Source organism: Serratia sp. NPDC078593, assembly GCF_050268245.1.
In the GTDB taxonomy this organism is placed as follows: Bacteria; Pseudomonadota; Gammaproteobacteria; order Enterobacterales; family Enterobacteriaceae; genus JBNNGK01.
This window is the reverse complement of the sequence record NZ_JBNNGK010000006.1, coordinates 47781-63646: the sequence shown is the minus strand read 5'-3', so window position 1 is coordinate 63646 and position 15866 is coordinate 47781. Positions and strand designations below refer to the sequence as shown.

Genomic DNA, 15866 nt, shown 5'->3' with positions numbered 1-15866 from the left:
GAGCGGAAAAGCGAACGGCAGAAAACAAATCGTTATGGATGAAGTGGGCTCTGATTTAGCCGATAGTTGAATTTTTCACATAAATAAGAAGTGATAAAATATAATAAAGTTATCAATCAAACTGTTATAAAAATATAGTTTGCGTGAGTTGCGATGCGATTCAGGCGCCTGCCGGCGCCTGTTGCACTTAGCCGAGTAGCTGGCAGTTTGGCGGTAGACGGCATTGGATGGCGTTAGGTAGTACTTCAATACGGAAATGCGTGCCTTTTAACGGCTCACCGTCGAGATTAAAGGTCATCTCATTTGGCGCGTCAATTTCCAACCAAGGTAACGAGGCTCCCTTTACGCTTTTGTTTTCTTCGCCGTTGAAGAGGCTGGCGATCAGTGCGGGTAGCAATTCGTCGGCAATCAGCAAACGCAATTGCAATAGACCATCGTTGATCAACGCTTCTGGGCACAACTCTTGGCCGCCGCCCGCTTGCTTTCCGTTGCCGATGCCTATCACCATTGCATCGCCGGACCACTTGAAGCCTGGGCCGCGAATCTCGCAGCGATCGGCTTTGAGCGTATCCATTCGCAATAGACCATGGATAAAATAAGACACGCCACCGAGTGCCGCTTTGAGTTTTTCCGGCGTTTCAGTGGTGATTCGCGCACCAAAGCCGCCGGTCGCCATATTGATAAAGTAACGGTCGTCGTTCACTTTGGCTAAATCGATCGGTACAGCACGGCCTTTTATCGCCAGATTCAGTGCCTGTTCTGGAACTAAAGGAATGTTACACGCCATGGCGAAATCGTTAGCCGTCCCCAGCGGCAGGATACCTAATACTGGGCGTTGTTCCGCAGGGATGTTAATCAGCGCGGCGGCTATTTCGTTAATAGTGCCATCGCCACCCCCTGCAATGATGTTGCTGACGCCAAGCTTTGCACCTTCTTCAACGTAGCGCGCTGCATCACCGTATTCATAGGTTACGCGAACGTGCAGAACATCACCCGTCTCTCTGAGGTTTTGTATGGCTGAGCGTACCCGTTCATCACCGGCTCCCTTGCCATTAATGATAAGCAGCGTTGGTGCATTTTCACCCATTTTGGTTGTTCCTTTGATAACGGTGCTTAGAAATTGATTTTGCGTTGTAGAGGGGGGAAGGGACGGCCCTATCTGCAAAGTTTGTTGTCGCCTTCTTGCCCATCGAGCATCAACGTTAAACCAATGGCGAGGGGCAAGCCATAAGAAAATTCAGGTAATGGCGGTTGGCTGATGGACATTTTTATTAGTTATGCCTTAAACGCCTCCTGCAGCGATGTTTGTTATGTCGTGATGTTTATTTTTACGAGGGTCAATCGTGCTAATTTTTCAATAGTGAGGTGGGTTTATGGAATCATTAATGTGATCTGAGTCCAATATTTAAAATTAATCGATCCAATTAACGTCAGGATGACGTCGTTAATATTCATTGGATACATTTTAATTACTTCTCGTCATCATTAGTAAAGGTATTTATATAATGAATGACAGTTGCGAAAACAATGTGTTTTATATAAAAGTAACGTTTAGTGTAAATAAATTCTTGTGTATTTATTGGGTTATTATTAATGGGTTAATATTAAAAAATAAAAAAATAGTTGAAATAAAAAATCTTGACTTGGCCGTGGGGGTAAATCATGCTAATTATTAAATAAACTTACACAAAACAGTAAAAAAGGATGTTGCCATGCGGAAAGAACTAGAGGAATTCCTAAAGACGTTAATTGATAGATTAACTGACGTTGACGTTAGCTCAATCACTGATGAAACCACGATAGAGGAATTAGACCTTGTCAGTCTTGATTTCGTGACCATCAAGGTTGAAGCTAAAAATGAACTCGGAATGGATATTGATCTCAATGCACTGGCAGAGGCTGAATTGAACACCTTTGGCGAATTAATGGATTATTTGGTAAGTCATTACCCACAGGAGCGTTGATAATGTCGACGACAGGATGTAATTCTCAGCGGGTGGTCGTCACCGGTTATGGTGCCATCTGTTCATTAGGTGATAACACTGAACAAATATGGCAGTCGGTTCTGGATAAGAAAATTGGCTATGATGTCTGGGATGATCCAGGAAAAGGGATTTCGGCCAGGGTGTTTGGCAGAATAAAATCCCCGTTGGATCTCAGTAAGTTTTCAAACAAAATTTTAAAAAATACGCCACGTTTTGCTGAGTTGGGATTAATTGCGGCGGATGAGGCCATGACCATGGCATTTGGTGAGGAACAACACCTATCCGAATATTATGACCAAAGGGACTGTGGCGTTATTTTTGGTACAGGATGGGCTGGTTATGACTGCTCTTCGGTAAATTTTTACGCCTATAGCGATCCCGCCTCGTTTTCTGCCTCGGCGCATAGCTGTTTTAACTCAATGCCAAGCATTGCAACCTCCGTAATTTCAGTTAACTGGAAGTTAAAAGGCTATCAAAATTCGCCGATCGCGGCTTGTGCAACCGGTAATATAGCGATTGGTGATGCCTATGAAATTATTAAAAGCGGTAAGGCAAGAATGATGATCGCAGGGGGCGGTGAGAGCCTAATGCAACCGTTCACCATTTGGTCGGTTGATGTGTTGGGAGCATTAACAAAAGAGAAGACCGATCTTAAAAAGGCCTGTTGCCCATTTAGCCAGGACAGAAGTGGTTTTGTTCTTTCCGAGGGGGCGGCGGTGGTTTGCCTGGAGCGCCTTGACGATGCGTTGGCAAGGAAGGCGACTATTTACGGTGAAGTGGTGGGTTACGCGAATCACAGTGACGCGTATGTCAATTTGACCACACCGGCCCCTGATCTGGTAGGGCGTGTGACGACCATTCAAAAAGCCGTCGAATATGCCAACATCGATCTCGCAGACATTGATTATATCAATGCACATGGCACATCGACGCCGATGAATGATCTTAACGAGACGTTAGTGCTGAAAGAGGTATTCGGACAGCGTGCCTATGAGATACCGATTTCAAGCACCAAATCGTATACCGGCCACCTTATTGCCGCCGCAGGTGGAATAGAAACCATTTTTTGCTTAAAGAGCCTGAATAACAAGCTGATACCTGCAACTATCAACCTTAACTCTCCCGATCCAAAATGCGATCTTAACTATGTGCCGAATGAGCATTTATTCGATCAAGATCTCAACCATGTACTTAATATCAATTATGGATTTGGTGGTGCCAATAGCTGTCTGGTACTGAAGAGGTTTGTTGAGTGAACAGGCGATATTCACAGCATGAAATAGAAAAGTGGGCTGACTATTCTGGCGACCGTAATCGAGTTCATTTTGATAAAGAGTTCGCAATAGAGAATGGGCTGAGCGATGTCATAGTGCAAGGGATGCTTATCTTGCTGGATGCCAAGATAATGATGTCATCATGCATTGAATCTAGCTCAATGCTTAATTTCTATATCAAAAAACCGGTAACTATCGATACCGATATCAATTACAGCCTCAAAGATCGAGGCAGTAAGAAAATTTTAACGGTTACTGAATTAAATGATCCTGATGAGATTTGCGTGACTGCAACGGCGTTACCACAAAAGCCAATGACATTAACTCCGGGCTCTAATCAGATTCACGTGACCCCGGAGTTTGTGCAAGGGCATCTAGATACCTTGAAAAAATACTATCCGGGTATTGAAGCTAATTGGTTGTTAATGGATACCATTTTATTTTGTATCTGCTTTAACCAACAAAAGGATGACTACTTCTACAGACAATCGCTGAAGATAGCGAAGGATAACCGTCAAGATAAGATTACGACCTATCATGTTGCCCAGAAAATATTCGCTTCAGAGCGTATTTTGACCTGCCATGATATTGATTTTTCTGCTATCTCGTATGTTATTGAAGAAAAAGACATCTATATCCAAGCTGATTCAGCCTATAGCACATTCAACGTTAATGCATTCGAAGCGGATGAGGTAATTTTTCAATCATCTATTGGATGCATCACAAAGTCATTTTCCAATTGAATGGAATAGACCCGCGCCAGGGAGGCATCATCACGTGTTGAATAAAAAATTAGTATTAGTGACCGCCGGCAGCCGAGGCATTGGTGCTGCGATTGTCAAAGCATTGGTTGAGCAAGATTACTACGTTGTTTTTACCTATAAAAATAATAAGGGGCTGGCTGAGGAGCTTGCCGCATCGCTCAATAAAAAGGGTGAAGTTTGTGCGTTTTATCCTTGTGACGTTGGTGTGGTGGGGGAAGTGAAGCAGTTATGTGAGACCGTGCTGGAACAGCATGGCGTTCCTTACGGCATCATTAATAATGCAGGTATCACTAAGGACAGGTTTAATTTTGATATGCCAATTGAAGACTGGCATGACGTCATTAATACTAACTTAAACGCGATTTTTTATATCAACCATTATCTTTTAACTGCGATGATCCTCAAAAAAGAGGGGTGTATTATTAACATCAACTCGATTGCGGGATTAAGAGGCAACGCGGGCCAAACTAATTACGCTGCAGCCAAGTCCGGCCAGTATGGGCTTATCAAGAGTTTAGCGCGGGAAGTGGGGCATTTTAACGTAAGGGTTAACTGTGTCGCACCGGGGCCGATTGACACGGATATGATTGCTTCAGTGCCCCAGAAGACGTTGGATCAGGTGATCAAGTTAACCCCGTTAAAAAGAATAGGGAAGCCTGAGGATGTTGCCCTGATGGTGGCATTTTTGCTGGGTAAAGGGGGTAACCATATTACCGGGCAAACGTTTGTCGTGGATGGCGGGATGTCGATTTAACGGATAGTTTTAACATTAAGGAGAATGTTATGGAGATGCAGTATAGAGCCGTACCCAGTGAAGTCTATCGCGTCATGGAGTTGAATGAGAACTTTAATTACCTTTGGAACCCCGATCCTATCTCTTCATTAGTTGGCTTGGGAAGCTCCTACGTTTTGGAATTTTTCGAATTTTATGGGCAAGGAATAGGCGATTACTACGAAGAGTTCATTCAGAGTACCGAGTTAAATGACGAACGATTCCCTGTTTTTCTTGATCAAGAGAAAAGACATGCTGCAGCACACCGCAAACTGAATAATTTCATCACGAAGGGGATCACGCCGCCAGCGAGAGAAAAGTATCATCCGCGCGTTTATGATTTTATGTATGGCATCTATAAAGGGTTTGCTGAACCTATTTTGGCTGGCATCGAACAAGAAAAGGCGGCGGGTAAAAGAGCCGATGGCCCATCTTTTAAAGAAGCGGTGCGTAGCGTTGCTATTTTTGAAAGTGAAGTCTGCATGACTGGCTTTGCCTTTTTTGACAACCTATTTGATAACGATCGGTTTGACATGGTATCAAACATGTCGGGTAATCTTGGGGTGCTTTATCTTCTAGGCTACCATTATGCCGAAGAGATGGAGCATTGCTGTGTTTCAATCGAAGCGTTTGAAACCATTTATGAAGAAAAATTATGGACGAAAGCGCTCATCGATCAGCATGTGAACAACAGTGACATGCTATCTAAGCAGGTTGTTCTGGCGACGCTGCATGTGGCAAGAATGCTGCGGAAAGACATTACCATTAAGCAGATCACCGATAGCATTGCGGTGCAATACCGGGGGCAAGTGGCTAAGAAGTATATACAAGAAGGATTTAATGCGCGCGAGCCGGAAGTCTTAGCAAAACGAGAATATTTGGTTAACCGTTGGGACACGGAATGGGAACCCAAATTGTTAGAAAAAATAAAACAAAAAATCAGCATGGGCTAACTAACACCTGAGTGAGCCTCAAGGATGAGGTTTATTAAATTCGTCTATATCCACATTAATTCAAGCGCATCGAACGCTAAGTCGCAACGCTATCGGTAGTGGAGTTTAATGTTGCCTATAAGAAAACTAATGGGCGAGATGAGATAGTCTTGGTCAAAGCGAGGCGGCTTGACATATGGCGGGTATAAAATAGAAAAATGATTATGCCGCGTACCGAAAAAAATAATACGTTTATCAGCCATGATGGCTGTAATATGGTTTACCAATATTTCCCCGCTGAATCATCGGAGCATGGATCAGCGTCAACGATCCCCGTGGTTATTTTATTTCAAGGTGAGAAGTGCTGTGCTGGCGGTTCGACCGATCTCATTGAGGCATTGAACTTACCCTGTTGTCATTTTTTCTCATTAGATATGAGTGAGATCTTGGGTTTCTTCGCTGAAAAAAATACGGCCTCTATGCTTTCCCAGGTTATTTATTATTTTCAGCAATTTATTGACCATGTCAAAGCCACATATCATGTTCATGAGCAAGATATATCCATTGTGTCGCATGGCGATCGCGCGGTTATCGTCGCTGCATGGCTAACTGATTATGCAGCCAACATTCGCGCTGTTGTTCTTTCTTCACCGCTATTCATTTTCAAAAAATCCGATTTGCTGCGTACCTGCGTTAAAAGCAGTTATTTTGGCTTGTTTCATCGTCGTGGGGCTAAATCGACGCCAGAGTGTGGGGTTGTTGAATCAATATACCGCAACAGACAACAAGATAACTTGTTACCCATCGGGTGCACGACGAGACGCAGGATGAGCGATTTACTGTATACCGGGCAACGTATTGCCAGAAATAGCTTTGCGTACTCAACGCCAACACAGTTGATTCTGTCTAAAGAGGATCGTCGCTATAACATGGCAAGCCAGTTGGCGTTTTATGCCAATATTGACAGCACGGAAAAAACGTTGTGTATGTTGCCCGATCGGTTTTACATCGGGGCGGGGAAAGATGTGGAGCGTAATTTACTAAATAAAATTCGTAATTTTCTTGTTGATCGCTTTGCTGAACCCCATATCGCCCCGTCGTTGTTTGACGCCCATCTTACGGGCGTTACCTATGATGAGTATGAAAAGCTGCGCCTGCCTGAATCCAACGTGGTGAAACGACTCTATTGGTGGGCAAATAAACTTGCATTGAAGCATATTGGTCAGTACGCCACTGCGATTAAGCTGGGTTTGAAAACCGGTTTTGATTCCGGAGCGTCGTTAGACTGTATTTATCAAAACCAACCTTCTGGCCGTTATTTTCTTGGCAAGATTATCGACCGTTATTATTTGAACAATATCGGTTTTCACTGTACTCGAATAAGGAAAATGCATGTTGAAGAGTTGATGCTACTGGCCGTCGATGCATTAGTACGACAACAGAAAAACATAAAACTACTCGATACTGCTGCCGGCCACGGTCGTTACATTCTGGAAACCGTCAGCAAGATAAAGTATCCGATAGCGCATATTTTGATGCGTGATTTTGAGCCATCCAACGTGCTGCATGGGCAAGCGTTAATTCGGCAGAATAACCTTGAGGGTATTGCAACCTTTGAACAAGGTGATGCGTTTTCTTGCGTAGATTTAGAGACGCTGCCCGAGGATCGGACATTAACCATTGTCTCGGGGTTTTATGAACTCTTCAGTGACAACCGCTTGGTACAGACGTCACTGGAGGGGATCGCTAAAGCGAGCGAGCAAGACGGCTACCTCATCTACACCACTAAATTATGGAACCCTAAACTGGAGTATATGGCGCGCGTCTTGAACAGCCATAAAACGGGCGAATATTGGCGACTGCGTCGCCGAACTCAGCGCGAAATTGACCAATTAGTCAGTGGCGCAGGATTCGTTAAAGTGACTCAACGAATCGATCCGTGGGGCATGTTTAGCGTAACGCTGGCCCAGAAATCGTTGCTGAATTAACCGGCTGATTGCCGTGTTAACTGGGGCGGTTTGGTTTAGGCGTCCCTGTGCGGTTCGATAACGCGGTTAATATCTTTACTTAAGGAAGAGTTAAATGAACAACTACCCACATCTGTTAGCACCGTTAGATCTCGGTTTCACCGTGCTTAAAAATCGCGTATTGATGGGGGCGATGCACACGGGACTGGAGGATCTACCTGATGGTCCTCAGCGTGTTGCCGGTTTTTATGCTGAGCGAGCCGCTGCGGGTGTAGCATTGATTGTGACCGGTGGTGTCGCGCCGAATGAAAAAGGCATGTTTCACTCCGATGGTGCGATTTTTAATCGCGAACAACAGATTGCCGATCACCGTATTATCACTGATGCCGTTCATCAGGCCGGCGGCAAGATTGCATTGCAGATCTTACATGCCGGTCGTGATAGCTACCAGACCGATCCGGTCGCCCCCTCATCAATAAAAAACTCGAACCCTTTTACTTCCGTTGCATTGACCGCTCAGCAAATTGAACAAACGATCGCCGATTTTGCTCATTGCGCGCAACTTGCGCAGCGAGCGGGTTACGATGGCGTAGAAATAATGGGGGCTGCGGGTTATTTGATTAACCAGTTTTTAGTTGCCCATGCTAACCAACGCGACGATCAATGGGGGGGGACCTACGAAAATCGTATGCGTTTTGCGATTGAAGTGATAAAGGCAGTACGCCGGGTAGTCGGTAACGAATTTATTGTCATTTATCGGCTTTCGGTACTCGATTTGTTGAAAGACGGATCCAGTTGGGTGGAAATAGAACAGTTAGCGCAGGCGGTGGAAGCGGCGGGGGTCAATATCATTAACATCGGTGTTGGTTGGCATGAGGTTCATATTCCAACCGTTACCGGTATTGTGCCGCCAGCAGGATTTAGCTGGATTACTAAAAAGCTGATGGGGAAAATCGCGATTCCGTTGGTTGTCTCCAACCGTATTAACCTTCCCGCCGTAGCGGAGCAGGTATTGGCCGAGGGAAGCGCCGATATGGTATCTATGGCACGGCCGTTTCTGGCCGATGCGGAATTTGTCAAAAAGGCCGCTGAGGGCCGCGACGATGAGATCAACGTTTGTATCAGTTGTAATCAAGCGTGTCTGGACATGATTTTCATCGGCAATGTTGCGTCCTGCGTGGTGAATCCTCGCTCCTGTCGAGAAACGCTACCCGCACCTGCGCCAGCCGTCGTCGGTAAAAAACTGGCGGTTGTTGGTGCAGGGCCTGCAGGTATCATTTTTGCGATTACCGCAGCCCGTCGTGGCTATCAGATTACTCTCTTTGATGCCAATGATGAGATTGGTGGCCAGCTTAATATCGCCAAGCAGGTGCCTGGTAAAGAAGAGTTCCAACATGCGCTTTGTTATTTCCGCCGACAACTGGAACTACACCAGGTGACCGTGAAACTAGGAAAAAAAGTACAGGCAGAAGATTTGACGCAGTTTGATGAAATTATACTGGCGAGCGGTATTGTACCACGGGTGGCGGAAATTCCGGGTAGCGATCGTAGCAACGTACTGACTTATCTGGATGTCTTGCGTGATAAAAAACACGTAGGTGAGCGGGTTGCTATCATCGGTGCGGGTGGCATCGGTTTTGATGTCGCGAGTTACCTGAGCCACCCAACGATTCCGGATGACTCGGCGATCGCGGCGTTCAACCGTGAATGGGGCATTGACGGCACGCTGTCGCAGCGTGGAGGATTAGCCGAACAGGGACCGATTGCTGCAAGTTCGTCGCGCCAGATCTTTTTATTGCAGCGTAAGCGCACGAGGATGGGGAAAACGCTGGGGAGAACCACCGGTTGGGGCCATCAGATATTGCTAACACGGCGTGGCGTTGAAATGTTGAATGATATGAAGTATTTGTCGATCGATGATCGTGGTCTTCACATTTCACGTGCTAATCAGGAAAGCTGCCTGGCGGTGGATCATATCATTATGTGTATCGGTCAGGAGCCCTGTAGGGAGTTGCAAGCACCGTTAGAGGCGATGGGGAAAACGGTTCATCTTATCGGCGGTGCAGCCGTTGCTAATAAGCTGGATATGCGTAAGGCCATAGAGAATGGTTATCAATTGGCATTGTCTATCTAAGCGATACGATAGGTTCGCGATGCGTCGGGCGGGTAATGCCGATGAGAAAGAGCACATCGGCAGTTTGCGCGTGTTGTAGTCGGCGCATTGTTCTGGCATTACGTAGTCGATATTAAAATACAAGCGTAATGATCTCATTATTTTCTTTATGCAGCCGAGCCATTTTTATTTTGTTATTTTCTGAGTATGTATATTCTAACTTGTAATGGAAATGTTGGTTAATAAAGCGTTCAACGACGATTAATCTATTTTTCTCATCAAAAGTCCCTTTTAAATAACTGAACATGGTTGCAGTTTGTTCCATCGTGACTTCTGCAAGTAACCTTATCGGATGGCGGAACTCTGTAAAGCTCGCATAATACTTGGTTTTTATGTTTTTCTGCATAATCTTATTCCATAATGTTCAATAAAACCTATGCCCATGATATGTAAAGCTGTCTACCTGTGACTATGTTTATTTATCCGAATGAGTTACGGATGGCACTCATCGAAATTTACTCACTTGCCACCTTGTTGTCGCTCTAATTATGTGCGTGGGATATACTGAGATATCTTATTTCCTCCTGACGATCAGATTGAGATCCTTGAACATTTTTTGCTGAAATGAGTGGCAACATAAGCCAAATGGCCAGCGCCAGGCACCTTGATGATGTTGAACAGAGTGGCGTATTTGGTTTTTTATTTCCTCGGCTGTTCGCCGATCATTGCAATATAAATCATAAACGATGACGCCAGGGCTTCTGTCGCGGTGATGGGGGTCTTTCGTCGGCGTGCCGCACAGTATGCGTTGCCCATTTAAATCGCCCGGTACGCCGAACAGCATTCCGATGAATAAAAAACGATTTTTAGGCCAAGCAGGCCACCAACCATAGCTTTCATCCTCACCTAACTCCACCCACGAATGACCAAAAAGATCCCAGTTTTTACTCAATAGGTGAGTGCAAGGCAAGATCCTGAGTACCGTTATGTCATCAACTTTTTTATAGTGATTGCCGCCATCCATAGTGAAACCTTATTAATTAACCGTGTCTTAATACCATTGAATGATCAGGTTAACGGTAAAAAAAACATTTATCAAAAAAATAACAATATAAATAATACGCCATGCTGGGGTGAAATTTAAACCCCAGTTATCAATATCAAAAAAATATTTTATCTACGGTAATGTAGGTTAATCCGAGCGCCATAACGAAAACTTCAATCTGAGTAAGTAACGAATGGTGAAAATCATGCTGAGATGTATTAGTTAGATAGGGAGGCGCTAAAAGAAAAAACCAGCCCAAGGGAGATTGGGCTGGTTAAGGAGGTGGTTCCTAGTATTACTATGCAAATATTTTCATTGTTTGTTTTAAGCAGCTTGATATTAACCCAGTAGTTAACGCATTGATGTGATCTAATTCTAATATTTGTATTCCTTTTCCGGCTAAACCGCAGATGTGTGACGCGCGAGACGTTTAGTTTTATCCACAGTGCGCTAATCCCATCGACAAAACCGTTGCTGGGAAAGTGGCGGGAGCATATATATGCCCCGCCACGTGCCGCCTCTGGGGAAAGGCGGCGTTCACCATGAAGTAAAGGGTTTACTCCGTCAGGTTACTCTGTTGCGGCAAGTTGCGGATCAGTAACGCATAATTGAGATCGACATCTGGCGGGATCGGCAAGTAAACAATGTGACCGTTGCCAGGTGCAACCGTGATTGCTTCGCCTTTCTTATTCTGCATGCTGTCTAATGTAAACACGATATTGCCGCTTGGAGTCATCAGTTCGACGCTATCGCCACAGGCGAATTTGTTTTTCACGTCAACTTCTGCCCAACCGTCACGGTGTTTACCGGTAAACTCACCGACGAACTGCTGGCGTTCGGAAATGGAAGAACCGTACTCATAATTTTGATGCGAATCATGGGTATGGCGACGCAGGAATCCTTCGGTATAACCCCGGTGCGCCAGGCCTTCCAGCGTGGTGAGTAGGGATGGATCGAACGGCTTACCCGCGGCAGCATCATCAATGGCACGGCGATAGACCTGTGCGGTGCGGGCGCAATAATAAAATGACTTGGTCCGCCCCTCTATTTTTAACGAGTGTACTCCTAACTGAGTCAGGCGCTCGACGTGCTGAATGGCGCGCAAATCTTTGGAGTTCATGATGTAAGTGCCGTGTTCATCTTCGAACGCACTCATGTATTCACCCGGCTTTTGCGCTTCTGACAGCATAAACACTTTATCGGTTGGTGCGCCAATCCCCAATGTTGGTTCAACGGTTTGCACGGGAATCGGCTCATGCAGATGTACGATGTTGCCGCTATCGTCCTCTTTGCCTTCTTCGGCTTTGTAATGCCAACGACAAGCATTAGTACAAGTGCCCTGATTAGGATCGCGTTTGTTGATATAACCAGAAAGCAGGCAGCGGCCGGAATAGGCCATGCACAATGCGCCGTGCACGAAGATCTCCAGTTCCATTTCAGGAACCTGGCTGCGGATTTCCGCCACTTCTTCCAGAGAAAGTTCACGCGATAAAATCACGCGTGTTAATCCCATTTGCTGCCAAAATTTCACCGTTGCCCAGTTGACCGCATTGGCCTGCACTGACAGGTGGATTGACATGTGCGGGAAGGCTTCGCGCACCATCATGATCAACCCAGGATCGGACATGATCAGCGCATCCGGGCCCATATCAATGACCGGTTTTAAATCGCGCAGAAAAGTTTTCAGCTTGGCATTATGCGGCGCGATATTGACCACCACGTAGAATTTTTTACCGAGGGCGTGGGCTTCGTTAATCCCCAGCGCCAAATTCTCGTGATTGAATTCGTTGTTGCGTACCCGCAGGCTATAACGTGGCTGGCCTGCATAAACCGCATCTGCGCCATAGGCAAAGGCGTACCGCATGTTTTTCAGCGTTCCGGCCGGTGAAAGAAGTTCTGGTGTAAACATCGATTATCTCTGTCTGATTTCAGGTCAGCACCGTGCCACCTTATGGCGCGGTGAAAGCGCAGAATTGTAACGGCAGCTCACGCGAAAATCAGCAATTAACCGGGATTATTAAAGGGGGATTGATCTGCATCATGGGAAAATGCGCGATGTTGCCATCGCGCGCGGGAAGCCCTATCAGGCACTCAGATTGCGTATATCCGTGGTTGGGCCGTTTTTCATCACCGACTGAATACCATTTTTGACAGCGGCATCGGAACTGTACATCTGACTGTTGCCGATCACCTGATGATTTTTGGCCTTCAGCACGAAATAGGGTTTGCCGTTGGTGCTGACTTTGGTTTCATATTGTGTTTCGTGGGTGGAGTTGGTTTGGACCGAAGCAATGCCGTTTTCCGCAGAGGCTTTAGTGGCATACATCTCGCTGGAAAGAATAATCTCTCCATTACTGGCTTTTAAGGTGAAGTGGTACTGCCCGTTAGCTGACTTTTTCAATTCATAGTGACCGGTTGCCATAGCGCCTTCTCCTGTTGTTATCAATGATGAAATAAGTGTAGCCATTTCCTTGAGTTTTGAGTAGGTAAGCGAATCACCACCGGTTTCCAACGTAGGGGCGTGGCATGCCGCGCCCGTCAGTTGCATTAGTGGTTACGTGTAGGCCGGGCATGCCCAGCCACTACGGTGAACATTACCGCAGGGGGAATAGAACGCCGGAGTCTTTATACGTAGGGGCGTGGCATGCCGCGCCCGTCAGTCGCATTAGTGGTTACGTGTAGGCCGGGCATGCCCGGCCACTACGGTGAACATTACCGCAGGGGGAATAGAACGCCGGAGTCTTTATACGTAGGGGCGTGGCACGCCACGCCCATCAGCCGCATCGGTGGTTGAATGCAGGCCGCGCATGCCCGGCCACGATGGCTGAATATGATACGGGTTGGTTAGACTAATCGGCACGGTTCCGCTTCCCAACGGTAGCCGACACCATAAACGGAGCGAATAAAGGCTTTTTCACCATCGAGCGCCTCCAACTTACGCCGCAGGTTTTTGATATGGCTGTCGATGGTACGATCGGTGACCACGCGGTAGTCATCGTACAAATTGTTGAGCAGTTGCTCGCGTGAAAACACATTGCCAGGCTGGCTGGCCAGCGTTTTTAACAAACGAAATTCTGCGGGGGTTAAATCCAACATTTGCCCGTGATAGCTGGCCTGAAAGCGCGGCTCATCAATGTAGAGCTGTGCTTCCTCTGGCGCATTTTCCAACGGACGGGAACAGCGACGCAGAATGGTTTTCACCCGGGCGACGACTTCTCGTGGGCTATATGGCTTGCAGATATAATCATCTGCGCCGATCTCCAGCCCCAAAAGACGATCAATTTCTTCGATTTTTGCCGTCACCATCATGATCGGTATGTCGGTGAAGCGGCGCAGTTCGCGGCATACCGTTAAGCCGTCGCTGCCCGGTAGCATCAAGTCCAGCAGGATGAGCGCCGGCGGTTGTTGATGTACCGCCGGTATGACCTCGTTACCATTGGTCAGCCAGTGCGTCGCGTAACCGGCCGCCTGTAGGTAATCCACCAATAATTGGCCCAGCTTGGGTTCGTCTTCGACGATCATGATCTGCAAGGGATGATTTTGTGTTTCCATCAGGGCATCTTGTTCTTCATCGATGAGGTGGGGTAAGGAAATTCTACCGTAACGCGCACGCCGCCTAAAGGCGAGTGTTGAGCATGGATGCGGCCGCCGTGCGCTTCAACAATATTTTGGCTGATTGACAGCCCAAGACCCGAGCCGCCGCTCGCCCGGTTGCGCGAACCTTCGGTGCGATAAAAACGCTCGAAGATGCGTGATAACTGCGCGTCATTAACGCCGGGAGCGCTATCCTGCCAGTAAATAATCAGTTTGCTCCCTTTGGCTTCGACGCCCACTTCCAATGTGCCGCCCGCATCGGTATAGCGCAGGCTGTTTTCCAGCAGGTTATTGAACAATTGATTGAGACGATCCGGATCGCCGAATAGGGGGGCGCGTTCCGGCAGTTTGGTGACAATGTCCAGCCCTTTGGCATGAAAACGCTCGCGGAACGCGGCAACGGCAATCTGTAGTAAGTGGACAGCATCAACGGGGGATTTCCGGTACGCCAGTGCGCCAAGGTCAGACAATGAAAGCTGATGCAAATCGTCGACCAGTTTGGTCAGCGTGGAGACTTCGGCCTGGAGTGAACTGAGTGAGGCGGGCGTCGGTTGGCGCACGCCATCCTGTAAGGCTTCTAGCTCGCCGCGCAACACTGCTAATGGGGTTCGTAGCTCATGTGACACATCGGCCATAAATGCCCGGCGCATCTGCTCATTTTTCTCCAACGATGTGGCCAGTTGGTTGAAATCTAACGCTAGTCGGCCGAGCTCATCCTGGCTACTGACCGCCACGCGTGCGCTGAAATCACCTGCCGCCAGCCGGTGTGTTCCGGCCACTAGCCGTTTTACCGGTGCCAGCAATCCGCGTGACATCAGCCAGGTGACTGCCGCTGCCAGCAAGGTAGACAGGGCAACAATCCACCAACTGGTGAGTTTTTGTTGACGATCGAAGTTGATGTCAGCGTTGCGGGTTAACCGTTCCGGCGGGGTGGCGATCACCCACCCGACGATTTCATTGTTAAAACGAATAGGGTGTCGCGCCCCTTCTTTGGGGAGATTACCGAGGTGACCGACCAGCCGATTATATTGGCTATCGACCACCCAGAACTGGGTGCGCCACCCTTTTGGCGGTAGGTTATGGCTGCTATCGCTGTTTTGATCGAACGAACGCATGATCTGAAACACCACCCGATCGTTGTTGCGAAGAAACTGCCAGTTGCCGTGTTGACGGTATTGCTCTTCTAGCGCCTCGCTGAGCATGGCAATACGCTGTTCATTGCTGTGTTTGATGTAATCAATAAATCCACGTTCAAAGCTAAGGCGCACGCCCCAATGCATGGTGATTAATATCAACATGCAGGTGGCGAAGATGGCTAAAAACAGTTTGCCGGTAATGCCTATTTTCATTCAATCCTCGTTGCGCATGTGCCCAAAGCGGTAAAAAAAGTTATGAACTGATGTGGGGCTTTAGGTGATTA

Annotated in this window: 14 protein-coding genes; 7 read left to right on the top strand and 7 right to left on the bottom strand. The window is 47.1% G+C overall.

The annotated features are described in order from the left end of the window. Positions 1-187: 187 nt before the first annotated feature. Positions 188-1087 carry a lipid kinase YegS gene (gene yegS / locus ACQKDS_RS08955; protein WP_399668867.1) on the bottom strand — a complete coding sequence of 300 codons (900 nt, stop codon included), beginning with the start codon at positions 1085-1087 and terminating at the stop codon, positions 188-190. Between the two features lie 625 nt (positions 1088-1712). Between yegS and ACQKDS_RS08950 the strand changes: the two genes are divergently transcribed. From ACQKDS_RS08950 to ACQKDS_RS08920, 7 genes are all read left to right on the top strand, one after another. Continuing rightward, on the top strand, positions 1713-1964 hold the full coding sequence (locus ACQKDS_RS08950; protein WP_399668864.1) for an acyl carrier protein: 252 nt from the start codon (positions 1713-1715) through the stop codon (positions 1962-1964). Between the two features lie 2 nt (positions 1965-1966). Then, positions 1967-3241: a beta-ketoacyl-[acyl-carrier-protein] synthase family protein gene (locus ACQKDS_RS08945; RefSeq protein ID WP_399668861.1), complete on the top strand. Its 1275-nt coding sequence runs from the start codon at positions 1967-1969 to the stop codon at positions 3239-3241. Next, positions 3238-4002 carry a MaoC/PaaZ C-terminal domain-containing protein gene (locus tag ACQKDS_RS08940; RefSeq protein ID WP_399668858.1) on the top strand — a complete coding sequence of 255 codons (765 nt, stop codon included), beginning with the start codon at positions 3238-3240 and terminating at the stop codon, positions 4000-4002. Before ACQKDS_RS08945 ends, ACQKDS_RS08940 begins: the two co-directional genes overlap by 4 nt. Before the next feature lie 34 nt (positions 4003-4036). After that, positions 4037-4777 (top strand): 3-oxoacyl-ACP reductase FabG, encoded by a 741-nt coding sequence (fabG, locus tag ACQKDS_RS08935; protein ID WP_399668854.1) that lies wholly within the window; start codon positions 4037-4039, stop codon positions 4775-4777. Positions 4778-4806: 29 nt separating this feature from the next. After that, the gene (locus ACQKDS_RS08930; RefSeq protein WP_399668851.1) at positions 4807-5748 is read left to right on the top strand and encodes a hypothetical protein; all 942 of its coding nucleotides are present in this window, start codon (positions 4807-4809) and stop codon (positions 5746-5748) included. A 197-nt stretch (positions 5749-5945) separates the two neighbouring features. Beyond that, on the top strand, positions 5946-7715 hold the full coding sequence (locus ACQKDS_RS08925) for a class I SAM-dependent methyltransferase family protein (RefSeq protein WP_399668848.1): 1770 nt from the start codon (positions 5946-5948) through the stop codon (positions 7713-7715). A 94-nt stretch (positions 7716-7809) separates the two neighbouring features. Next, positions 7810-9828 carry an FAD-dependent oxidoreductase gene (locus ACQKDS_RS08920; RefSeq protein ID WP_399668845.1) on the top strand — a complete coding sequence of 673 codons (2019 nt, stop codon included), beginning with the start codon at positions 7810-7812 and terminating at the stop codon, positions 9826-9828. Positions 9829-9940: 112 nt separating this feature from the next. Here the strand turns inward: ACQKDS_RS08920 and ACQKDS_RS08915 are convergent, their stop codons facing one another. The 6 genes from ACQKDS_RS08915 to baeS form a co-directional block, all read right to left on the bottom strand. Then, entirely contained in the window at positions 9941-10213 is a 273-nt protein-coding gene (locus tag ACQKDS_RS08915; RefSeq protein WP_399668842.1) for a DUF6156 family protein, read from the bottom strand. Between the two features lie 168 nt (positions 10214-10381). Beyond that, positions 10382-10831, bottom strand: coding sequence for a hypothetical protein (locus ACQKDS_RS08910; protein WP_399668839.1), 450 nt, complete (start codon positions 10829-10831; stop codon positions 10382-10384). A 577-nt stretch (positions 10832-11408) separates the two neighbouring features. Next, the gene (yegQ, locus tag ACQKDS_RS08905) at positions 11409-12761 is read right to left on the bottom strand and encodes a tRNA 5-hydroxyuridine modification protein YegQ (protein ID WP_399668836.1); all 1353 of its coding nucleotides are present in this window, start codon (positions 12759-12761) and stop codon (positions 11409-11411) included. Positions 12762-12935: 174 nt separating this feature from the next. Continuing rightward, positions 12936-13274 carry a YegP family protein gene (locus tag ACQKDS_RS08900; RefSeq protein ID WP_399668833.1) on the bottom strand — a complete coding sequence of 113 codons (339 nt, stop codon included), beginning with the start codon at positions 13272-13274 and terminating at the stop codon, positions 12936-12938. 422 nt (positions 13275-13696) lie between these two features. Then, complete coding sequence (gene baeR, locus ACQKDS_RS08895) at positions 13697-14404, bottom strand: two-component system response regulator BaeR (protein WP_399668830.1); 708 nt, start codon at positions 14402-14404, stop codon at positions 13697-13699. Next, complete coding sequence (baeS, locus tag ACQKDS_RS08890; protein ID WP_399668827.1) at positions 14404-15795, bottom strand: two-component system sensor histidine kinase BaeS; 1392 nt, start codon at positions 15793-15795, stop codon at positions 14404-14406. The genes baeR and baeS overlap by 1 nt, the downstream gene beginning before the upstream one ends. Between the last annotated feature and the right edge of the window lie 71 nt (positions 15796-15866).